Genomic DNA, 22,177 nt, shown 5'->3' with positions numbered 1-22,177 from the left:
ATCAATCGTCCGCCGGCAGGGGCGACAAACGCTCGCGCACCAGCGCATCGACCGCGGGCCAGTCGAGGCTGGCCAGGCTGTCGTGGCCCCGGGTCAGTTCGACCAGGAGCTCGCGTTGTTGCAGGCCGCGGGCATAGGCCACTTCGTAGGGCATGCGGTGGAAGGTCACCATCGCGTAGCGCGGCATGAAGCGCTCGGGATGGCGTTCGGCGAGTTCGTGCTCGAGGGCGCGTTGCAGCAGGTAATCGTCGTTATCGACGCGGTCGCGCATCTCCAGATAGTTCTCCAGCGCCATCGCCTGGATCGCGCGCGCGCTCGGCAGGCGCTCGGCCTGGAACGCGGCGAAGGCGGCGGCGCGGTCGTCGTCGGCGAGCAGACGCTCGGCCAGGGCGACGCAGTCCTCGAAGGCGCAGTTCATGCCCTGGCCGTGGAAGGGCACCATCGCGTGGGCGGCATCGCCGAGCAGCACGGCGCGGTCGTCCAGGTGCCAGCGGTCCAGATACAAAGTCGCGAGCAGGCCAGCCGGGTTGCGCTCGAAGTCTTGTTCGAGTTGCGGGATCAAGGGCACCGCGTCGGCGAAGTCGCGTTCGAACAAGGCGCGCGCGTCGGCGCCGTCGCGCACGGTCTCGAAGCTCGGGTCGCCTTCGTTGGGCAGGAACAGGGTGACGGTGAAGGTGCGTTCGTCGTTCGGCAGGGCGATGCACATATAACGGCCGCGCGGCCAGATGTGCAGGGCGTTCGGCTCGATGCTGAAACCGCCGTCGGGCGAGGGCGGGATCTCCAGTTCCTTGTAGGAATGGCCGAGGAACTCGGTGCGCTCGCCCAATTCCACTGCCTGCTTCATCGCCCCGCGCAAGGCCGAGCCGGCGCCATCGGCGCCGACCAGGCTGTCGAACACGATCTCGTGCGCGCTGTCGTCGCGGTCGTCGTGGAACACCGCCAGGCGGCGTTCGAAATCGACCGATTGCAGGCCGCGATGGAAGTGCAGCTGGGCGCCGGCGTCTTCGGCGATCTGCAGCAGGATCAGGTTCAACTCGCCGCGGTGCACCGACCAGATCACCTCGCTGTCGTCGCGCCCGTAGCGCTGCAGGTCGGTGCGGCCGTCGTGGAAATGCACCATGCGCCCGCGCATCATCACCGCCTGCGCCATCACCGCGTCGTCGGCTCCGGCCAGGCGCAAGGCATGGCGGCCGCGTTCGGCCAGGGCGAGATTGATCGAGCGTCCCCCTTGATAGCCCTTCAGACGCGGGTCGCCGCGCTTCTCGTAGACATCGACCTCCCAGCCGCGCCGCGCCAGCAAGGTGGCGAGCAGCGCGCCGGCCAGGCCGGCGCCGATGATGGTGATGTGCTTGGGGACGACGGAGTTGTTCAAGGAGTCGGGTCCTTGCGGTCGGCGATAGGGGCGAGGGCGGCGTATCCGTCGCTATTCCCACCTTCGCGGGAATGACGATAGGAGGATGCGTATGGCCGGATCGTATGCGGCCTGGACGAAATCGAATCCGGCTGGAGCGAATGCAGAATCAAGCGCTCCTCCAAGCTTCCACCGCCCGCGCGAAGCGCAGCACGTCGGCGTGGGTGTTGTACAAGGGCGCCGGCGAGATGCGGATCACGTCGGGTTCGCGCCAGTCGCCGAGTACCCCGTTGCCGGCGAGGTAGTCGAACAGGTCGCGGCCGGCGGCGCGGCCGCTGAGACCGCGACCTCCGATCACCCGCAGCGACAGCTGGCAGCCGCGCTGCGCCGGGTCGGCCGGGGTGACGATGTCGAGGGTGTCGGCAAGGCGCGCGCGGATCAGGGCTTCCAGGTAATCGGTCAGGCGCAGCGACTTCTCGCGCAAGGCGCGCATGCCGACCCGGTCGAACAGGTCCAGCGATGCGCGCAGCGGGGCGAGGCCCAGGATCGGCGGGTTGCTGAGCTGCCATCCCTCGGCGCCTGCGGTCGGGACGAAATCAGGCCCCATGCGGAAACGGGTCGAGGTTTCGTGGCCCCACCAGCCGGCGAAGCGCGGTCGCTCGCTGCGGGCGTGGCGTTCGTGGACGAAGCAGCCGGCGACCGCGCCGGGGCCTGAGTTCAAGTACTTGTAATGGCACCACACCGCGAAGTCGACGCCGCTGTCGTGCAACTGCAATTCGAGGTTGCCGACGCCGTGGGCGAGGTCGAAGCCGCATACCGCGCCCTGGGCCTGAGCGAGGCGCACGATCGCCGGCAGGTCGAAGGCCTGGCCGCTGCGGTATTGCACGCCGGGCCACAGCACCAGGGCCAGGCGCGGGCCGTGCTCGGCGATGGCGCGTTCGATCGTCGCCATCGAGATCAGCCCGCCGGGTTCGTCGGGCTCGACCTCGATCAGGTCGGTGGCCGGGTCGAAACCGTGGAAGGCGATCTGCGAGGCGACGGCGTAGCGGTCGGACGGAAACGAACCGGCTTCGATCAGGATCGCCGGGCGCTCGCGGGTCGGCCGGTAGAAGCTGACCATCATCAGGTGCAGGTTGGCGGTCAGCGAATTCATCGCGATCACTTCGCCGGGCTGCGCGCCGACCAGGCGCGCGAGCGGGTCGCGCACCAGTTCGTGATACGGCATCCACTGCGCCTGGCCGGTGAAGTGGCCCTCGACCGCTTCCATCGCCCACTTGTCCAGCACCTCTTCGACGTGCGCGCGTGCGCCGCGCGGTTGCAGGCCGAGCGAATTGCCGACGAAATAGGCCTGCTCCTGCTCGCCGTGGCGGGGAACCAGGAATTCGCCGCGCAGGGTCGGCAACGGGTCGGCGGCGTCGAGCGCGGCGGCATGGGCGGGGGACGACAAATCGGTCACGGGAAAGGCCTGGGAACATGGAGCGGTGATAGGAGGCGAGGGTGCGAGGGCGTGCTGGGCCGGGCACTCACTCGAAGCGCGATTTCGACAGCCCCAGCCATTCCAGCGCGGTGCCGTGGTACAGCCGCGCCTGGTCGGCGGGTGCGAGATCGAGCGAGGCGATGCCGGCGCCGGGCGTTTGTTCGCCGAGCGGGAACGGATAATCCGTGCCGAGCATCACCCGCGACACGCCGCAGGTGTCGAGCAGGTATTCGAGTGCGCGCGGGTCGGCGACCCAGGAATCGAAGTAGAACTGGTTGAGATAGTCGCGCGGGTTGCGCGGGTTGTCGGTCGCGACCAGGTCCGGGCGCATGTTGAAGCCGTGTTCGATGCGGCCGATGGTGTAGGGGAAACTGCCGCCGCCGTGAGCCAGGCAGATCTTCAGCTTCGGCAGGCGTTCGAGCACGCCGCCGAACACCAGGCAGCAGGCGGCGCGCGATTGCTCGGCCGGCATGCCGACCAGCCACGGCAGCCAGTACTTCGGCATGCTCGGCGTGCCCATCATGTCCCAGGGGTGGACCAGGATCGCCGCACCGAGGTCGCTGGCCGCTTCGAAGAATTCGAACAGTTCGGGTGCGTCGAGGTTCCAGTCGTTGACGTGGCTGCCGATCTGGCAACCCTGCAGGCCGAGCTGGTCCATGCAGCGTTCGAGTTCCTGCACCGCCAGCCGCGGCGACTGCAGCGGCACCGTGCCGAGGCCGGCGTAATGGCGCGGATAGTCGCGGCAGGCCTGGGCCATGTGGTCGTTGAGCGCCTGGTGCAGGTCGAGGGCCTGGTTGGCCTTGGCCCAGTAGCTGAACATCACCGGCACGGTGCTGATGACCTGCACCTGCACGCCGAAGCGCGCGTAGTCGTCGATGCGCTCCTGCGGGTCCCAGGTCTTGGACCAGATCTCGCGGAAGAACTTGCCGTCCTTGTAGATGCGGTGGCGGCCGTCGTCGGTGTGGTGGATCACCGGAAAGCGCTCGTCGCCGTACTTGCGCGCCAGGTCGGGCCAGTCGCGCGGCAGATAATGAGCGTGGGTGTCGATCTTGAGCATCGTCGCCTCAGGTGTCGGGCATCACGTAGCGGCCCGGCGCCGGGTTCAGATGGCCGCAGTCCATGCAGGTCCGATGTTCGCGCGAGGAATAGAAACGCTCGAACACCGGCGGGAAGTCGGCTTCGATGTCGTGCAGATGGAAGAACTCTTCGTACAGCTTGTGGTTGCAGCGTTCGCAGTACCACATCAGGCCGTCGTCTTCGTGGGCCAGGCGCTTGCGTTCGATGACCAGGCCGATCGAGTCGGGCATGCGCTGCGGCGAATGCGGCACGCGCGGCGGCAGCAGGAAGGTCTCGCCGGCGCGGATCGGGATGTCGCGCACCGTCCCATCCTCCTGGATGCGCAGGACCATCTCGCCTTCGAGCTGATAGAACCACTCCGGGCCTTCGTCCCAGTGATAGTCGGTGCGCTGGTTAGGGCCGCCGACCACCATGACGATGAAGTCGCCGAGATAAATCACCTTGTTGCCGACCGGCGGCTTGAGCAGATGCCGGTGTTCGTCGATCCACTGGCTGAGGTTGATCGGTCCAGGAAGCATTCACTTGCCCTCGGGCGGTGCGCCGGCTCGCGACGAAGCGAAGGCGGCGATGCATTTGAGTTCGATGGCGATCGGTGTCGGCAGCGCGGTGATGCCGAGCGTGGTCCGGCACGGCGCGCGTTCGAGCTCGGGGAAATACTCGGCCCAGACCGCGTTGTAGGCGGCGAAATCGCGGGCCATGTCGGTCAGGTACACGGTCACGTCGACCAGGTCGTCCCAACCGGCGCCGCTGGCTTCGAGCACGGCGCGGACGTTGGCGAACACCGAGCGGCATTGCAGCTCGATGTCGTAGGCGATCAGGCGGCCCTCGGCGTCGTGGACGTTGCCGGGGATGGCGTTGCTGGCGGCGTCGCGCGGGCCGATCCCGGACAGGAACAGCAAGTCGCCGACCCGGCGCGCATGCGGGTACAGGCCGACCGGCCGCGGCGCCTTGGCGGCGCTGATGCCGCCGCCGCTCATCGCGGCGAACCGCCGTGGGTCGAGTGCACCGTGGCGACGGCGCGCTCGTAGGTGTCCTGCAGGGCCTCGAAGCTGTCGATGTTCATGCCGGTGTCGTGGACGCGGCCGTTGCGCAGGCTGTACACCCAACCGTGCACGGCGAGCGGCTGCTTACGCGCCCAGGCGTCGCGAACGATGGTGGTCAGGCTGAGGTTCTGCACTTGCTCGATCACGTTGAGTTCGCACAAACGGTCGTGGCGCTCCTCGGCATGGGCATGCGAGATGCAGGCCACGTGCTTGTCGGCGACGTCGCCGACATGGCGGATCCAGTTGTCGGCCAGGCCCAGGCGCTGGCCGTGCAAGGCCGCGTGCACGCCGCCGCAGCCGTAGTGGCCGACCACGAGGATGTGCTTGACCTTGAGCACGTCGACCGCGAACTGGATCACCGACAGGCAGTTGAGGTCGGTATGCACCACGACGTTGGCGATGTTGCGGTGGACGAAGACCTCGCCCGGGGCCATGTCGATGATCTGGTTGGCCGGCACGCGCGAATCCGAGCAGCCGATCCAGAGGTATTCGGGCGCCTGTTGGCGCGAGAGGCGGGCGAAGAACTCCGGGTCTTCGGCGCTGATGCGCTCGGACCATTCGCGGTTTCGTTCAAGCAGGTCGTGCAACGGGGTCATACAACGGTCATCCCAGGTGAAGGCCGACGTTCTTGGCGTCGGTGAAGAAACGCATGGCCTCGGCGCCGCCTTCGCGGCCGAGGCCCGACGCGCCGACGCCGCCGAACGGCGTGCGCAGGTCGCGTTGCAGCCAGGTGTTGACCCAGACCATGCCGACGCGCAACTGCGCGGCGAGGCGGTGGGCGCGGTTGAGGTCGCGGGTCCAGATCGACGCCGACAGGCCGTAGTCGCCGGCATTGGCCAGGGCCAGCGCCTGGGCGTCGTCGTCGAAGGCCTGCAAGGTCACGACCGGGCCGAAAATCTCCTCGCGATTGCTCGCGCAGTCCGGGCCGAGGCCTTCGATCACCGTCGGCGCGACGTACCAGCCGGGCCGGTCGAGGGCGTGGCCGCCGCACAGCACTCGGCCGCCTTCGCTGCGCGCGCGTTCGAGCGCGGCCAGGACCTTGTCGTAATGCGCTCGCGACACCAGCGGGCCGAGCGCGGTGCTCTCGTCGTCGGGCTCGCCGATCTTCAGCGCCTGCGCGCGTTCGACCAGGGCGTCGCGGACTTCGTCGTAGATCGAGCGTTCGATCAACACGCGCGAGCCGCACAGGCAGATCTGCCCGGAATTCTGGAACGCCGAGCGCACCAGGGTGTCGAGGTGGGCGCGCCAGTCGCTGTCGGCGAACACCAGGGTCGGGTTCTTGCCGCCGAGCTCCAGCGAGACCTTGCGCAACAGCGGCGCGGCGATGCCGGCGATGCGCTGGCCGACCGCGGTGCTGCCGGTGAACGAGATCGCGCGCACCGCCGGGTGCCGGACCATCGGTTCGCCGACCTCGGGGCCGAGGCCGTGGACGATGTTGAGCACACCGCGTGGGAAGCCGATTTCGGCGGCCAGCTCGCCGAGCATACTGGCCGTGGCCGGGGTCGTTTCGGACGGTTTGGCGACTACCGTATTACCGGCCGCGAGCGCCGGGGCGATCTTCCAGGTGAACAAGTACAGCGGCAGGTTCCACGGCGAGATCGTCGCGACCACCCCGAGCGGCGCGCGCAGGGTGTAGTTGAGCCCGGCCTGGCCGTGGTGGGATTCGCTGGCGAACTGGGTCGCGGCGTGAGCGAAGAAGCGCAGGTTGGAGACCGCACGCGGGATCTCGGCCTCGCGGGCCAGGCGGATCGGCTTGCCGGCGTCGCGCGATTCGGCGCTGGCGAAGTCCTCCAGCCGCGCCTCCAGGGCGCTGGCCAGGGCTTCGAGCCAGCGCGCACGTTCGCTGTGGGGCAGGGCCGACCAAGCCGGGAACGCGGCCCGGGCCGCGGCGACCGCGAGCTCGACGTCGGCGGCGTCGCCGGCCGCGACCTGCGCATACGCTTGCGCATTGGCGGGGTCGTGGACATCGAGCCAACGACCGCCGACCGCATCGCGCGCCTGGCCGTCGATCCAGTGCCGGAATCTGTGCATGCGCCAAGCTTAACGCGTGGGCGCGGCAGCGCCCATAGCGTGGGGCGGCGGCAGGTCGCGGTTCGGTGACGGCGGGGTTTGAGATCTGCGTGCGTTTCGAGGCGGACGCGGCGTTCGCAGGCCGAGTGGCGTGCAATGACGGCGCCTGCGACTTTGCCGAACCGGTCCGTGGCGCGCGGCCATGACCAAAGTCATGCATGACTGTTGGCCCAGATGCGCTGCAGCAAAATCGCCATCTGCGCTCGCGACGACCGGCGCGGGCGGTCGGTAACACACGCGAATTACCGCGAAATCAGATGAATCGCTGCGTCCCCTGTCTCGTATCGGCAACTCCGATCGGCGCAACGGCGGCATCGCGAGTCACTGTCTCCCGGCACTTGACTGCCCGCGCAGGCACTGCGCACATTCCGAGAGGTGACTTTCATCCATGCCTTGCGGCGGCATCCAGCACTGCCGATCGGGCCCACAACGGCGGAACAATCTAGTGGATAGACGCAACTTCCTGACCATGTCGGGGCTCGGCATCGCCGGGCTGATGATTCCCTACGGCAGCGCCATCGCCGCCGAAGCCCTGTTGACGCCGCTGGACGTGGCCAAGAAGAAGGTACTCGCCGACACCGCGCTGACCGCGGCGAAAGGCGCGGGCGCGACCTATTGCGACGTGCGCATCGGCCGTTATCTGCGCCAGTTCGTCATCACCCGCGAGGACAAGGTCCAGAACGTGGTCAACACCGAGTCGACCGGCATCGGCATCCGCGTGCTGGTCAACGGCGCCTGGGGCTTCGCCGCGACCAACCAATTGAACGCCAAGAGCGTGGCCGAGGCGGCGCAGCAGGCGGCCGCCATCGCCCGCGCGAACTCCAAGACCCAGACCCAACCCGTGGTGTTGGCCAAGACCCCGGGTGTCGGCGAGGTGGCGTGGAAAACGCCGATCCGCAAGAACGCCATGGAAGTGCCGATCAAGGACAAGGTCGACCTGCTGCTCGGGGTCAACGCCGCCGCGGTCAAGGCCGGCGCCGACTTCGTCAACTCGATGCTGTTCCTGGTCAACGAGCAGAAGTACTTCGCCTCGACCGACGGCTCCTACATCGACCAGGACGTGCACCGCATCTGGGCGCCGATGACGATCACCGCGATCGACAAGGCCAGCGGCAAGTTCCGCACCCGCGAAGGCCTGTCCTCGCCGATGGGCATGGGCTTCGAATACCTCGACGGTGCGGCCTCGGGCAAGACCGTCTCGCCGAACGGCGTGGTCAATTACAGCAACTCTTACGACATGCTCGAAGACGCGGTCGCCGCCGCCAAGCAGGCGCGGCAGAAGCTCACCGCGCCGTCGGTCAAGCCGGGCAAGTACGACCTGGTGTTGGACCCCTCGCACACCTGGCTGACCATCCACGAATCGATCGGCCATCCGCTCGAACTCGACCGCGTGCTCGGCTACGAGGCCAACTTCGCCGGCACCAGCTTCGCCACCGTCGACAAGCTCAAGAGCGGCTTCAAGTACGGCAGCGACCAGGTCACGGTGTTCGCCGACAAGACTCAGCAGGGCAGCCTCGGCGCGGTCGGCTACGACGACGAAGGCGTCAAGACCAAGCGCTGGAACCTGATCAAGGACGGCACCCTGGTCGACTACCAGACCATCCGCGACCAGGCCCACATTCTCGGTAAAAGCGAGTCCGACGGCTGCTGCTACGCCGACTCCTGGTCGAGCGTGCAGTTCCAGCGCATGGCCAACGTGTCGCTGGCGCCGGGCAAGAACAAACTCAGCGTCGCCGACATGATCAAGGACGTCGAGAACGGCATCTACATCGTCGGCGATGGTTCCTTCTCGATCGACCAGCAGCGCTACAACGCCCAGTTCGGCGGCCAGCTGTTCTACGAGATCAAGAACGGCAAGATCACCGGCATGCTCGAAGACGTGGCCTACCAGATCCGCACCCCGGAATTCTGGAACTCCTGCGTCGCGGTCTGCGACGAAAGCGACTACCGCCTCGGCGGCTCGTTCTTCGACGGCAAGGGCCAGCCGGGCCAGGTCTCGGCGGTCTCGCACGGTTCCAGCACGGCGCGCTTCAACGGCGTCAACGTCATCAACACCGCCCGCAAGCTCGGCTGACCGGCGCAGGAGAATCCACCCATGAGCATCTTCACCGAAGCCGAAGCCAAGGCCATCCTCGACAAGGTCATTGCGCTGTCCAAGGCCGACGAGTGCACCGCGACCCTGACCGGTTCGATCGCCGGCAACATCCGTTTCGCCCTGAACAACGTGTCCACCAGCGGCATCGTCAGCAACAGCAACCTGGCCGTGCAATCGGCCTTCGGCAACCGCGTCGGCACCGCCAGCATCAATGAGTTCGACGATGCAGCGCTCGAACGCGTGGTCCGCCGCGCCGAAGACCTGGCCAGGCTGGCGCCGGAAAACCCGGAGTTCATGCCAGCGATCGACAAACAAAGCTACAAGCCTAGCCCGACCTTCAGCGCCACGACCGCGGCGATCACGCCCGAGTTCCGCGCCCAGGTCGCAGCCGACTCGATCGCGCCGTGCCGCGCCGACAAGCTCACCGCCGCCGGTTTCCTCGAAGACGGCCAGAGCTTCGTCGCGGTGGCCAACAGCAAGGGCAACTTCGGTTACCAGCAGGCGACCAACTTCGACTACACCTGCACCGTGCGCACCGACGACGGCCGCGGTTCCGGCTGGGTCGGGCGCAACCTCAAGGACGCCGGCGAGTTCAAGGCCGACAACGAAGTGCGCATCGCCATGCGCAAGGCCACCGAGTCGGCCGAGGCCAAGGCGCTGGAGCCGGGCAAGTACACGGTGATCCTGGAACCGGCCGCCGCCGCCGGGCTGATCTCGTTCATGATGAATTTCTTCGACGCGCGCCAGGCCGACGAAGGCCGCAGCTTCCTGTCGAAGAAAGGCGGCGGCAACAAGCTCGGCGAGCAGGTCTACGACCCGCGCGTCAACATCAGTGCCGACCCCTGGGACCCGCGCGCTCCGGTGTTGCCGTGGGATGCGCAGGGCCTGGCGCGCGAGAAAATGTCGGTGGTCGAGAACGGCAAGGTCAGCGCGCTCGACTACTCGCGCTTCTGGGCCAAGAAGCAGGGCAAGCGCGCGGTCGGCACGCCCGGCAACCTGCTCATGGCCGGCGGCGACAAGTCCACCGCCGAGCTGATCAAGGGCACCCAGAAGGGCATCCTGGTCACCCGCACCTGGTACATCCGCATGGTCGACCCGCAGACCGTGCTGCTGACCGGCCTGACCCGCGACGGTACCTTCTACATCGAGAACGGCGTGATCAAGCACCCGGTGAAGAATTTCCGTTTCAACGAGTCGCCGGTGATCATGCTCAACAACATCGAGGAACTCGGCCGGCCGGTGCGCGTGGCCGGCGACGAGTCCAGCTTCGTGATGATGATCCCGCCGATGAAGCTGCGCGATTTCACCTTCACTTCGCTGTCGGACGCGGTTTGATCAACGCTTGAAGGGCGGCGCAGCCGGCGATCCGGCGCGCCGCCCGTCTCGGTTCGCTGCCTCAGCGTTCCTTCAGCCGTCCGCCCAGTGATTCCGCCGAACCCGAGCCGCCCGATGCAACGACGCGATTTTCTCAGTTTCACCGGCCTCGGCCTGGCCGGCCTCGCGCTGCCCTACGGCCGCGCGATTGCCGCCGAGGCCTTGCTGGAGCCGCCCGACCTCGCGCGCCGGCGGCGCCTGGCCGACACCGCGCTGAACGCCGCCCGCGAGGGCGGAGCGGATTACTGCGACGTGCGCATCGGCCGCTACCTGCGCCAATCGGTAGTGACCCGCGAGGCGCAGGTGCGCAACATCGTCAACGGCGAATCCGCCGGTGTCGGCATCCGCGTGCTGAGCCAGGGCGCCTGGGGCTTCGCCGCCACCGATGCCTCGACGCCGGACGCGGTCGCCGCGGCCACGCGTCAAGCGCTGGCCATCGCCCGCGCCAATGCGCGCGTGCAGACCCGCAAGGTCGAGCTGGCGCCGGTCGACGGCGTCGGCGAAACGCGCTGGGCCACGCCGCTGCGCAAGAACGCGATGGCGGTGCCGATCAAGGAGAAAGTCGAGTTGCTGCTCGGCGTCAACGCCGCCGCGCTCAAGGCCGGCGCCGACTACGTCAACTCGACCCTGTTCGTGATCAACGAGCAGAAGTACTTCGCTTCCAGCGACGGCAGCTACATCGATCAGGACATCCACCGCATCTGGCTGCCGCTGACCGCGACCGCGGTCGACAAGGCCAGCGGCAAGTTCCGCACCCGCGATGGTCTGTCGGCGCCGATGGGCATGGGCTACGAATACCTCGACGCCGATCCGGCCGGCAAGGTCGCGTTGCCCGGTGGTCTGACCGGCTACGGCCGCTCCTACGACGTGATGGAAGACGCGGTCGCCGCCGCGAAGCACGCCCGCGCCAAGCTCAAGGCGCCGTCGGTGAAACCGGGCAAGTACGACCTGGTGCTGGACCCCTCCAACCTGTTCCTGACCGTCCACGAGAACGTCGGCCACCCGCTCGAACTCGACCGCGTGCTCGGTTACGAGGCCAATTACGCCGGCACCAGTTTCGCCACCCTCGACAAGCGCGAGCAGGGCTATCGCTACGGCAGCGAGCTGGTCAACTTCGTCGCCGACAAGACCCGCCCCGGCAGCCTCGGCGCGGTCGGCTACGACGACGAGGGCGTCAAGACCCGCGAATGGGACCTGATCCGCGACGGCATCCTGGTCGACTACCAGGCCACCCGCGACGAGGCGCATCTGCTCGGCCACACGCAATCGCACGGCTGCAGCTACGCCGATTCCTGGTCGAGCGTGCAGTTCCAGCGCATGGCCAATGTTTCGCTGAGGCCGGGCAAGAACAAGCTCAGCGTGGCCGAGATGATCAAGGGCGTCGAACGTGGCCTGTACGTGCACGGCCGCGGCTCCTACTCGATCGACCAGCAACGCTACAACGCCCAGTTCGGCGGCCAGCTGTTCTACGAGATCAAGAACGGCCAGGTCGTCGGCATGGTCGAGGACGCGGCCTACCAGATCCGCACCCCGGAGTTCTGGAACGCCTGCGTGGCGGTCTGCGACGAACGCGACTTCCGCCTTGGCGGCTCGTTCTTCGACGGCAAGGGCCAGCCGAGCCAGGTCTCGGCGGTCTCGCACGGGTCGAGCACGACGCGCTTCAACGGCGTCAACATCATCAACACCGCGCGTGCGTTATAGCCGATGGGGTTGAGGCAGGGCATGCTCGTTCCAGGCAACCAGATCGACGCAGGCAGGGGCCGGTGAACCGGGCGCAGTTCCTGCGCCTGATGCTCGGCGCCGCCGCCGGCGCCTGGCTGGCGCGTTCGCCGTTGGCGCAGGCGGCCCGCGCCGACTACGACTTCTGGTTCACCCGGCTCAAGTACGACTCGGGCGACTGGGACGTCGACCAGCGCATGCCGGCCAACCTGATCACCTCCCTGATCGACTACACCAACCTGCGTGTCGACCCGAAAGAACACGTGCTGGCCCTGGCCGACCCGAAGATGCTCGGCGCGCCGTTCTGCTACCTGGCCGGGCACAAGCTGGTCGAGTTCAACCCCGACGAACGCCGCAATCTCGAACGCTATGTGCGCAACGGCGGCTTCGTCTTCGTCGACGACTGCAACCACGACATCGACGGCCTGTTCGCCAAGTCCTTCGAAGAACAGATGGCGAAGATTTTCGGCGCCAAGGCCTTGCGCCGCCTGCCGAAGAACCATGCCCTCTACCGCAGCTTCTTCGTTTTCGACGGCCCGCCGGCGACCGGTTTCGAACTCAACGGCTGGGGCGACGACCTGGTCCACGACTACCTGCAAGGCATCGAGATCGACGGCCGCCTGGGCGTGCTGTACAGCAACAAAGACTACGGCTGCGAATGGGACTACGACTGGCGCAACAAACGCTTCCTGGCCGAAGACAACACCAAGTTCGCGGTCAATATCGTGATGTATGCGTTGGGGGCTTGAGAGTCGAGGCTCGGGACTCGGGACTCGGCAGAGCATGGTAATGCCAGACTTGCTGTTGCCCCCTTTGACAAAGGGGGCGGCGACCGCGCAGCGGACGCGGGGGATTTGCTGTTGCCTTTGCTCTTGCTCTTATTGTTGTTTGCTTGAAGAACACGGAGAGAATCCGTACTGGCTTTCGGGATGACGAAATGAACACGAACGCGACCACCGGCGGCAACGAATCCGAACTGAAGGCGCAGCTCGATCGCCTCGGCACCCTGCGCGAAGCGATCGCCCAGGCGATCGTCGGTCAGCACGAAGTGGTCGAGCAATTGCTGATCGGCCTGCTGGCCGGCGGTCACTGCCTGCTCGAAGGCGTGCCCGGGCTCGGCAAGACCCTGCTGGTGCGCTCGCTGGGGCAGGCGCTGGAACTGCAGTTCCGGCGCGTGCAGTTCACCCCCGACTTGATGCCCAGCGACATCCTCGGCACCGAGCTGCTCGAAGAAGACCACGGTACCGGCCATCGCCATTTCCGCTTCCAGCCCGGGCCGATCTTCACGAATCTGCTGCTGGCCGACGAACTCAACCGCACGCCGCCGAAGACCCAGGCCGCCTTGCTCGAAGCGATGCAGGAGCGCACGGTCAGCTATGCCGGCGTGACCCATGCCTTGCCGGCGCCGTTCTTCGTGCTGGCGACCCAGAACCCGCTCGAACAGGCCGGCACCTATCCCTTGCCGGAAGCGCAGTTGGATCGTTTCCTGTTGCATATCCGCGTCGGTTACCCCAGCGAGCGCGAAGAGCACGACATCCTGTTGCAGACCACCGGCACCCGCAGCGCCGAAGTGCCGCGGGTGATGGGCGGCGAAGAGATGATCGCGCTGCAGTCGCGGGTGCGCGAGGTGCACCTCGGCGACGACCTGCTGGTTTGGATCACTCGATTGGTGCGGGCGAGTCGTCCCGACGAAAGCGCCTTGCCGGAAGTGCGGCAGTGGGTGAAGTGGGGCGCCGGTCCGCGGGCCGGGCAGTCGCTGGTATTGGCGGCGAAGGCGAGGGCACTGCTGCACGGGCGCTACGCCGCGACCCGCGAAGACGTCGTCGCCCTGGCCGCACCGGTGATGCGTCACCGCCTGCTGCTGTCGTTCGCTGCCGAGGCCGAGCTGAAGAGCGCCGACGACGTGATCGCCGCGCTGCTGCGCGGCGTGCCGTTCCCGGGCGCCTGAGCACAGGCGCCGGAGCATCGTGAAGGATTTCATTCCACCGGCGGTACGGGCGCGGCTACGCAGCCTGCGGCTGTTGTCGCGGCGCGCGGTCGGCATCCACGGCATCGGCCTGCACAACAGCCGCAGCCGCGGCGCCGGGCTCGAATTCGCTCAGTACCGTGCCTACGAGCCCGGCGACGAGCTGCGCCAGGTCGACTGGAAGTTGTATGCGCGCTCGGACCGTTTCTTCGTGCGCGAAGCCGAGCGCGAGAGCCCGCTCGCGGTCTGGTTGTTGATCGACGCCAGTGCGTCGATGAATCAGTACGATGCGGCGCGCCCGGATTGGTCGCGGCTCGACGCCGCCAAGGCCTTGGCGGCCTGCGTCGCCGAGCTGGCGCTGCGCCAGGGCGACCGCTTCGGCATGATCGCCTTGCGCGACGATGGCGTGCGCCTGGTGGCGCCGGCCACCGGTGCGCGCCAACGCGACCGTTTGTGGCTGGAACTGCACGGCTTGTCGGCGCAGGGCGCCTGGCCGAGCGCGGAACGCCTGCGGCCGCTGTGGGAACGCATCGCCGCCGGCGACCTGGTGCTGATGATCGGCGACGGTTTCGACGACGGCCGCGATGAGGGCGCGGTCGCCATCGCCGAGCGGCTCGCATCGGCGCGGCGCGAGGTATTGAGCATCCGCATCCTGACCGCCGAGGAGCGCGACTTCCCGTTCCGCGGCGGCTACCGGTTCCGCGACCCTGAGACCGGCGAGGAACTGCTCGGCGACGGCGCCGCCTTGCGCGATGAGTTCCTCGACCGATTCGCCGCCGCGCGCAAGGCGCTCGATGCGCGCTTGGATGCCTGCGGTATCCGCCACACCGAATACGTGCTCGACGAGGCGCTCGATCTGCCGCTGCGACGTTTGTTCGGCGCCCGCGACATGGCGGAGCAGGCGTGAACCTGAGTCTGCTGCTGCCCGCCGCGCTGGCCGCCTTGACGGCTCTGGTCTTGCCGCTGTTGATCCACCTGGCGCGGCGTAGCGAACAGCGCCCGACCGATTTCGCCGCCCTGCGCTGGTTGCGGCAGCGGCCCAAGCCGCGTCACCGCATCCGCTTCGACGAATGGCCGCTGTTGCTGCTGCGCCTGTTGTTGCTGGCCTTGCTCGCGCTATGGCTGGCGCGTCCGGTGTTGTTCGGCGCCGAGAGTGCGCGGCCGTGGATCGTGGTCGCGCCCGGCGTCGACGCGCAGGCCGCACGCACTCAGGCGGCCGCTTCGGATGCGCGCCTGCATTGGCTCGCGCTGGGTTTTCCGGGTCTGGATGCCGCTGAACCCGTTACGCCGGTGCCGCTGTCCAGTTTGTTGCGCGAGCTCGATGCCAGCCTGCCGGCGGCTGCGGCGCTGACCGTGTTCGTGCCCGAGCGGATGGGCGGCGCCGACGGACAACGGCCGCAGTTGTCGCGGCCGGTCGAATGGCGGGTCGTGCCGGGCGCGACGCCGACTGCGGCCCCGATCCACGACACCGCTGCGCCGTCGCCGGCGATCCGCTATGCCGCCGATCGCGCCGCGGCCTTGCCGTATCTGCGCGCCGCGATCGCCGCCTGGCGCGATCCGGCGACGCCGGCCTCGCCGAAGCAGGGTTCGGCAGCACCGAGTATGCAGCCATGGCCGGCCGACAGCCGCGAGTTGATCTGGCTGGTGCCCGGCGCGGTGCCGGCGCAGGTGCGCGAGTTCGTCCGCAACGGCGGTCGCGTGCTGCTCGATGCCGGCAGCGATTGGCCGGGCGATGTGTCCTCGCCGCGCGCACCGTTGTGGCGCGATGCGTCCGGTGCGGTCCTGGTCGAAGGCATCGCGTTCGGCCGCGGCCGGCTCATGCGGCTGACCCGCGCGGTGGCGCCGCAGGCCATGCCCGACTTGCTCGAACCAGGCTTTCCGCAACGTTTGCGTGGCTTGTTCGAGCCAACCGTTCCCGCGCCTTCTCGGGTCTCGGCTAAAGACCATGCGCCGGCGACCGGCGCTGCGGTCCATGCCTTGCCGCCACGCGACCTGCGCCTGTGGTTGGCGCTGCTGATCGCGCTGGTGTTCGTGCTCGAACGCTGGTTGGCGACGCGCGCACGACGCGGGGCGACGCCATGAGCGCGGCGACGATCCTGTCGGTTTGGCTGCGTTCGGCGCGAATGCGTCGCGGTTTCGATCTGGCTCTGTGGCTGCTGCCGTGGGCAGTGGTTGCGGCGGCGCTGGCGTGGCGCCTGCAAGGTATCGCGGGCGCGCTGGTGGTTGCGGTCGTGGTCTGCGCGGCGCTCGTCGCTTTCGTCTGGAACGAAGCCCGGCGTCTCGATGAGGCCTGGCTCGCGCGTCGTCTCAACGCCAGCCGCGGCGACATGGACGACAGCGCCGATCTGCTGTTCGTATCGGGCGAGAGCTTGAATGGTCTGCAGCGCTTGCAGCAGACGCGGCTGCGCGAACGCATCGAAACCGCGAACGGCCCCGACTTGCGCCCGGCCTGGTCGGCACGGCGCCTGCTGCTGTCGACACTAGCGGCCGTGGCGGCCTTGATCGCGGTCGGGTTGTGGCCGCGCGGGCAAAGCGGCGCGCAGGATCTCGAAGCCTTGTCGCCGGCGCCGCAGGTCGCTGCCTTGCCCGGGCAACCGCGGCTGATCGAACAAGGCCTGCGCATCGTTCCACCGGCCTATACGCGCTTGCCGCCGCGCAGCGAACCCACGCTCGAAGGGCGCGTGCCAGAGAACGCGCGCCTGCGCTGGAACCTGCGTTTCGAGCCGCAGCCGAGCGCGGCCGAGCTGGTCTTCCACGACGGCCAGCGCTTGCCGCTAGCCCGCCAAGCCGATGGGCGCTGGAGCGCCGAGCGCGTGCTGGCCAAGCCCGCCCTGTACCGCATCGTCGCCACCGCCGCAGCGGATGCGCAGACGCGCCGTCTTTACCGGCTCGACGTCAGCCCCGATCGCGCCCCGCAATTGCGTGTGCTCGAACCCGACCGCGGCCTGAGCCTGATGAGCGCGGGCCAGCGCAGTTGGCCGCTGGAGTTCGAGGCCAGCGACGACTACGGCCTGGCCGCGAATGCGCAACTGCGCATCACCCTGGCCCAGGGCAGCGGCGAGAACATCACCTTCCGCGAGCAGCGCCTCAGCCTGCGCGGCACCGGCACCGCGACCGGCAAGCGTTATGTGCAGCGTCTCGACCTGGCCAGCCTCGGCTTCGCCAGCGGCGACGATCTGATCGTCCAGCTCAGCGTCGACGACAATCGCTCACCAAAGCCGCAGACGGCGCTGAGCCCGAGCCTGATCCTGCGCTGGCCGGCCGACCTGGGCAGCGAGGCGACCGGCCTGGACGGCATGGTCAAGACCACCTTGCCGGCGTATTTCCGCAGCCAGCGCCAGATCATCATCGACGCCGAGGCCTTGATCGCGCAGCGGCGCAAACTCGACGCACCTGGTTTTATCGAGCGCTCCGACGCGATCGGTGTCGACCAGCGCCTGTTGCGCCTGCGTTACGGCCAATTCCTCGGCGAGGAATCCGAAGGCGCGCCGCGGTTGCCGACCAACGACCGCGACGAAGCCGAGCCGCACGACGAGCATGCGGCTGCGAATAAGAACGAGGGCGCGAATGCCGCCACGCCGGACGAACACGATGAGCATGCGCGCACGCCGAAGCCGGCGGCGCCGAGCTTCGGCGAGGAAGGCTCGGTGCTGGAGCAATTCGGGCATACCCACGATCACGCCGAGGCCGCGACCTTGCTCGATCCGGATACGCGCAAGCTGCTCAAGGCCGCGCTCGACGAGATGTGGCAGTCGGAATTGCATCTGCGCCAGGGCCACCCGCAGCAGGCGCTGCCGTATGCGTACAAGGCGTTGGGCTTCATCAAGAAAGTGCAGCAGGCCACACGCATCTACCTGGCCCGGGTCGGCCCCGAGCTGCCGCCGATCGACGAAAGCCGCCGTTTGAGCGGCGAACGCGCCGGATTGGCGCGACGCGGCGAGATGCTGGTCGCGGCGAACGCGGCCGATCCTTTGCTCGAATCGCTGTGGCGCGATCTGGAATCGAGCCTGAGCACGACCACGGCCACGGCCACGGCCACGGCCACGGCCACGAAGCCGGCCCCGATCGACTACACCGGTCTGCAGCGTTGGTTGCGCGAGCACGAATCGCGCGCGCCCGATCCCTTGGCCTTCGCCGCCGCTTTCGAGGCCTTGCGCAACGAACCCGAATGCCTGCGTTGCCGCGCCGAGCTGCGACGCCTGCTGTGGCCGCTGCTGACGCGGCCGCCGGCGAGCGTGCAACGACGCGGGCAGGGCGATGCAATCGACCGGCGCTACTTCGAGGCCTTGCAGCAGGAGGCCCGGCGATGATCGGCGCCATCGATCTCGATAGCGGCCTGCAAGGCAATCTCGAAGCCGCGATCGCCGGATTGCTCGGCCTCGCCGCCGTGCTGGCGATGGCGAGCCTGATCCTGCGGCAATACCGCGCCGAGGCCGGGACGCGTGCGCGCGGCTGGCGGCTTGCGCTGTTGCTGATCGCGCAGCCGTTGATGGCGGCCTTGCTGTATCTCGCGTTGTTCCCGCCGCTGCAGTACGGCGAAGCCGGCAGCATGGTGGTGGCGACGGCCGGTGCGAGCGCGAGCGACGCCACGATCGTCGGCGAGACCCGCATCGCCTTGCCGGAGGCCACGGCTTCGACCGACAGCGAACGCGTACCCGACCTCGCCACTGGGCTGCGTCGCCATCCCGGCACGCAGCGGCTGCGCCTGCTCGGCGCCGGCCTCGAGCCGCGCGATCGCGATGCCGCACGCGGCTTGACGATCGAATGGCAGCCGACGCCGTTGCCACGCGGACTGAGCGGTCTGTGGGCGCCGCGCGAAGTCGCCGGCGGCGGCGCGTTCAGCGTGACCGGACGAGTCGAAGCGATGCCCGGTGCGGTGGTCGAATTGCTCGACCCGGGCCTGCAACGGGTGGATCGCGCCACCTTGGCGGCGGACGGCGTTTTCCGGGTCGGCGCCATCGCACGCGTGCCGGGCTTGATGAATTTCAGGCTGCGTTTGCGTGACGCGCGTCAGAACGTCGCCGAAGAGATCGAGCTGCCCTTGTCGGTAGTCGCCGACACGCCGCTGCGAGTGCTGGTGCTGGCCGGCGCACCGAGTCCGGAATTGAAGTACCTGCGACGCTGGGCCTCGGACGCCGGGATCAAGCTGCACACCCAGATCGATGTCGGCGCTGGGCTGCAGCTCGGCGATGCACCGCTGAATTTGAACGTCTCGACCTTCGCCGGTTTCGATCTGGTCGTGCTGGACGAACGCGTCTGGGAAGGCTTGGGCGAATCGCAGCGTGCTGCCTTGCTCGGCGCCATGCGCGACGGCCTCGGCGTGCTGCTGCGCATCGGCGGCCCTTTGTCGTCACGCACGCGCACGCAACTGCGGGCGCTGGGCTTCGAACTCAGCGCCGGTGCGGACTCGGTCGAAGTGCGCTTGCCGCCATCGAGCGTGGATGAAGCGGCGACCCGCGCGCGCATAGGCCCGGGCACGAACGACGCGCCGCGTAGCCGCGATGAGGCGGTGGCAGAGTTGCCGGTCTTGAACCGACGCGCGCTCACCCTCGACGGCGCCGGTGCGCATAGCCTGCTGCGTGGTGTGGACGGCAAGGCCTTCGCCAGTTGGCGCAGTGTCGGGCGCGGCCGGTTCGGCTTGTGGACGCTGAGCGACAGCTTCCGCCTGACCCTGGTCGGCCGCGACGATCTGCATGGGCAATGGTGGAGCGCCGCTTTTGGCGCACTGGCGCGGGCCCAGTCGAAGCCGATGCTGCGGATCGATGGCGAGGCGCGGCAGGACCGGCGCGTCTCGCTGTGCGGCTTGAGCGATGGGGCGCTGGTACGTACGCCGCAGGGGCGGGACATTCATCTGTTGATCGACCCGGCCAGTGGCAATGAGCGTTGTGCTGCCTTCTGGCCTGACGAGGCGGGTTGGCATGTGGCGCGCCAAGGCGAGCGCGCGCAACCCTTCGCGGTACGTGGACGCAACGAGGCGCCGGGCTTGCGCGCGAGCGAGCTGCGTGAGGCGACCTTGAGGTTGATGGCCCAGGCGCGATCGCCGACTGCTGCGGCTTCGTCGCCGGTGGATTCGGCCTCGTCTGCGCAGGTTCAGCGCGGTGCGTCGTGGCCGTGGTTTCTGGGCTGGCTGTTCGTCAGTGCGGGAGTGTGGTGGTTGGAGCGCTCGCGGCGGGGACGGATTTTGGTTGGAGCAGGGGTCGAGTCGTAGAGGTAGCGACGGTCAGGACCGCGGGTCCTTTGTAGGAGCGGCGTGAGCCGCGACCGCGGGACGCGCAGAGGGAACGATGCCGATGATATTCATCGAGGCGGCGTGCTTTCGCCAGGGTAGGAGCGGCGCAAGCCGCGACCGTGCAACTGGCGGTTGCTGCGTTTTTTACTGCAAAGCGATGAAGCAACATCTACAGCTTCCGTCCGCTAACGCGGCCGGGTTACTTTCTTTTGCTAAGCCCAAAAGAAAGCTAACCAAAGAAAAGGGCTCTCCTTGCAAGGCACAGGCCACGAGTGCGATGCGCGCGCCGGGATTTTTCGATAGGACATCCTTGTCCTATCGAAAAACGGCGCACGTCCCGTGCGCCGCCCTTCGGGTCTACGGTTGCATCGCAAGTTCGTAGCTGCGCCAAGCTTTCAAGGCAACGGAAACGGCAACGGTGATCGACCACTGTAGGAGCGGCGCAAGCCGCGACCACGAACTGTGGATGGCGACGATATTTCGCAGGCGACGTCAAATCCTGTCCTCGGCCGTGGTTTGGCCTTGGTTGTTGCTGTGCGTCGCTTCGTACTCGCGAAGGCAACAGAAGACCCGGAGGGCGGCGCGCAGGGATGCGCGCCGTTTTTCATCGGGACAGGGATGTCCCGTATGAAAAACCCCCGCGTATGCATCGCTCGTGCGGGCTGGTGATTCAAAACAAAGCATTTTTCTTTGGTTACCTTTCTTTTGTTGCTTATGACAAAAGAAAGTAACCCGCCGCTTTAGTGGCGGAAGCTTTTGGCGTTTGATCTAGATATTGATCTTGCGTGAGCGATGCGCCGCGAGATCGAAACAGCGCGGTCGCGGCTTGCGCCGCTCCTACCCTCGCGAAAGCACGCCGCCTCGATGCGTAGCGCCGGCGTTGTTCTCCCTGCGCGTCCCTCGGTCGCGGCTCACGCCGCTCCTACAGTGGGACGCCGCCGAATTCGGCACGAACCCATTCTCTTAAGGCGAAGGCATTGGTCGAATCATCAAATCGACTGCATCCGCCCACCATCGACGGCGAGACTTACGCCGTTGACGTAAGCCGCGGCGGGGGAGCAAAGGAAAGCGATGCAGGCGGCGATCTCGCCCGGGGCGGCGAAGCGGTTCGCCGGTACCGTCTTGCGCATGGCCTCGATCACCGCATCCGGCGTCTGCCCGCTGTTGCGGGCGCGGTCGCCGATGATCTGTTCTATGCGCGCGGTCTGGGTGTAGCCGGGCAGGACGTTGTTGACGGTGATGCCGTCGGCGCCGAGCTCGCGCGACAAGGTCTTGGCCCAACTGGCGACAGCGCCGCGGATGGTGTTGGACACGCCGAGGCCGACGATCGGCTCTTTGACCGAGGTGGAGATCACGTTGACCACGCGGCCCCATTGCGCTGAACGCATGCCGGGCAGCACTGCGCGCACCAGGGTCTGGTTGGCGAGCAGGTGACGCTGGAAGGCGTCGAGGTAGGCGCTGTCGAGGGCGGTATGCGCCGGGCCGCCGGGCGGGCCGCCGGTGTTGTTGACCAGGATCTGCACCGGCTTGCCGGCTGCCAGTGCTTCAACCTGGGCGGCGAGGGCGGCCGCGTCGGCGACGTCGGCGGCGATCCAGCCGTGCGCCTGCGCGCCGGTGCGCGGCAAGGCCTGCGCCACCGCGGCGAGGGCGTCGGCCCGGCGCGCCAGCACGGTCACGTCGCAGCCCAACAAGGCCAGCTCGTCCGCGGCAGCTCGGCCGATGCCTTCGGAGGCGCCGCAGACCAGGGCGTGCTTGCCGCTCAAGTTCAGATCCATA

The 22,177-nt window shown here is 67.8% G+C and carries 17 protein-coding genes; 9 read left to right on the top strand and 8 right to left on the bottom strand.

All coding sequences use genetic code 11. The features are described from left to right. Window position 1: 1 nt before the first annotated feature. The 7 genes from ACTOWK_RS04810 to ACTOWK_RS04780 form a co-directional block, all read right to left on the bottom strand. Entirely contained in the window at window positions 2-1,372 is a 1,371-nt protein-coding gene (locus ACTOWK_RS04810; RefSeq protein WP_441329052.1) for an FAD-dependent oxidoreductase, read from the bottom strand. A 148-nt stretch (window positions 1,373-1,520) separates the two neighbouring features. Then, window positions 1,521-2,807 carry a kynureninase gene (kynU, locus tag ACTOWK_RS04805; protein ID WP_441329051.1) on the bottom strand — a complete coding sequence of 429 codons (1,287 nt, stop codon included), beginning with the start codon at window positions 2,805-2,807 and terminating at the stop codon, window positions 1,521-1,523. 67 nt (window positions 2,808-2,874) lie between these two features. Then, the gene (locus ACTOWK_RS04800) at window positions 2,875-3,885 is read right to left on the bottom strand and encodes an amidohydrolase family protein (RefSeq protein ID WP_441329050.1); all 1,011 of its coding nucleotides are present in this window, start codon (window positions 3,883-3,885) and stop codon (window positions 2,875-2,877) included. 7 nt (window positions 3,886-3,892) lie between these two features. Then, window positions 3,893-4,423, bottom strand: coding sequence for a 3-hydroxyanthranilate 3,4-dioxygenase (locus ACTOWK_RS04795; protein WP_441329049.1), 531 nt, complete (start codon window positions 4,421-4,423; stop codon window positions 3,893-3,895). Next, window positions 4,424-4,882, bottom strand: a complete 459-nt coding sequence (locus tag ACTOWK_RS04790) for a RidA family protein (protein ID WP_441329048.1) — start codon at window positions 4,880-4,882, stop codon at window positions 4,424-4,426. After that, window positions 4,879-5,544, bottom strand: a complete 666-nt coding sequence (can, locus tag ACTOWK_RS04785; RefSeq protein WP_441329047.1) for a carbonate dehydratase — start codon at window positions 5,542-5,544, stop codon at window positions 4,879-4,881. Before can ends, ACTOWK_RS04790 begins: the two co-directional genes overlap by 4 nt. A gap of 7 nt (window positions 5,545-5,551) precedes the next feature. After that, the gene (locus tag ACTOWK_RS04780; RefSeq protein WP_441329046.1) at window positions 5,552-6,979 is read right to left on the bottom strand and encodes an aldehyde dehydrogenase; all 1,428 of its coding nucleotides are present in this window, start codon (window positions 6,977-6,979) and stop codon (window positions 5,552-5,554) included. Between the two features lie 484 nt (window positions 6,980-7,463). Here ACTOWK_RS04780 and ACTOWK_RS04775 point away from each other — a divergent pair, with 484 nt between their 5' ends. The 9 genes from ACTOWK_RS04775 to ACTOWK_RS04735 all read left to right on the top strand — a co-directional run bounded on the left by ACTOWK_RS04775 (window position 7,464) and on the right by ACTOWK_RS04735 (window position 20,380). Beyond that, a complete protein-coding gene (locus ACTOWK_RS04775) occupies window positions 7,464-9,092 on the top strand; it encodes a TldD/PmbA family protein (protein ID WP_441329045.1) in 1,629 nt (542 codons plus the stop codon). A 21-nt stretch (window positions 9,093-9,113) separates the two neighbouring features. Beyond that, window positions 9,114-10,448 (top strand): TldD/PmbA family protein, encoded by a 1,335-nt coding sequence (locus tag ACTOWK_RS04770; protein ID WP_441329044.1) that lies wholly within the window; start codon window positions 9,114-9,116, stop codon window positions 10,446-10,448. 114 nt (window positions 10,449-10,562) lie between these two features. Next, window positions 10,563-12,188 (top strand): TldD/PmbA family protein, encoded by a 1,626-nt coding sequence (locus tag ACTOWK_RS04765; RefSeq protein ID WP_441329043.1) that lies wholly within the window; start codon window positions 10,563-10,565, stop codon window positions 12,186-12,188. 89 nt (window positions 12,189-12,277) lie between these two features. Next, entirely contained in the window at window positions 12,278-12,955 is a 678-nt protein-coding gene (locus ACTOWK_RS04760) for a DUF4159 domain-containing protein (protein ID WP_441329120.1), read from the top strand. Window positions 12,956-13,143: 188 nt separating this feature from the next. Then, on the top strand, window positions 13,144-14,154 hold the full coding sequence (locus tag ACTOWK_RS04755) for an AAA family ATPase (RefSeq protein ID WP_441329042.1): 1,011 nt from the start codon (window positions 13,144-13,146) through the stop codon (window positions 14,152-14,154). 19 nt (window positions 14,155-14,173) lie between these two features. After that, the gene (locus ACTOWK_RS04750) at window positions 14,174-15,079 is read left to right on the top strand and encodes a DUF58 domain-containing protein (protein ID WP_441329041.1); all 906 of its coding nucleotides are present in this window, start codon (window positions 14,174-14,176) and stop codon (window positions 15,077-15,079) included. Continuing rightward, window positions 15,076-16,254 carry a BatA domain-containing protein gene (locus tag ACTOWK_RS04745; RefSeq protein WP_441329040.1) on the top strand — a complete coding sequence of 393 codons (1,179 nt, stop codon included), beginning with the start codon at window positions 15,076-15,078 and terminating at the stop codon, window positions 16,252-16,254. The genes ACTOWK_RS04750 and ACTOWK_RS04745 overlap by 4 nt, the downstream gene beginning before the upstream one ends. Continuing rightward, window positions 16,251-18,482 (top strand): hypothetical protein, encoded by a 2,232-nt coding sequence (locus ACTOWK_RS04740; RefSeq protein ID WP_441329039.1) that lies wholly within the window; start codon window positions 16,251-16,253, stop codon window positions 18,480-18,482. Before ACTOWK_RS04745 ends, ACTOWK_RS04740 begins: the two co-directional genes overlap by 4 nt. Continuing rightward, on the top strand, window positions 18,479-20,380 hold the full coding sequence (locus ACTOWK_RS04735) for a carboxypeptidase regulatory-like domain-containing protein (protein ID WP_441329038.1): 1,902 nt from the start codon (window positions 18,479-18,481) through the stop codon (window positions 20,378-20,380). The genes ACTOWK_RS04740 and ACTOWK_RS04735 overlap by 4 nt, the downstream gene beginning before the upstream one ends. 1,010 nt (window positions 20,381-21,390) lie before the next feature. Here the strand turns inward: ACTOWK_RS04735 and ACTOWK_RS04730 are convergent. Further along, window positions 21,391-22,176, bottom strand: coding sequence for an SDR family NAD(P)-dependent oxidoreductase (locus ACTOWK_RS04730; protein ID WP_441329037.1), 786 nt, complete (start codon window positions 22,174-22,176; stop codon window positions 21,391-21,393). Window position 22,177: the final 1 nt, after the last annotated feature.

This window comes from Lysobacter sp. CA196 (genome assembly GCF_052078695.1).
In the GTDB taxonomy this organism is placed as follows: Bacteria; Pseudomonadota; Gammaproteobacteria; order Xanthomonadales; family Xanthomonadaceae; genus Lysobacter.
The sequence above is the reverse complement of the archived record's forward strand: the minus strand, read 5'-3'. Positions and strand labels throughout refer to the sequence as shown.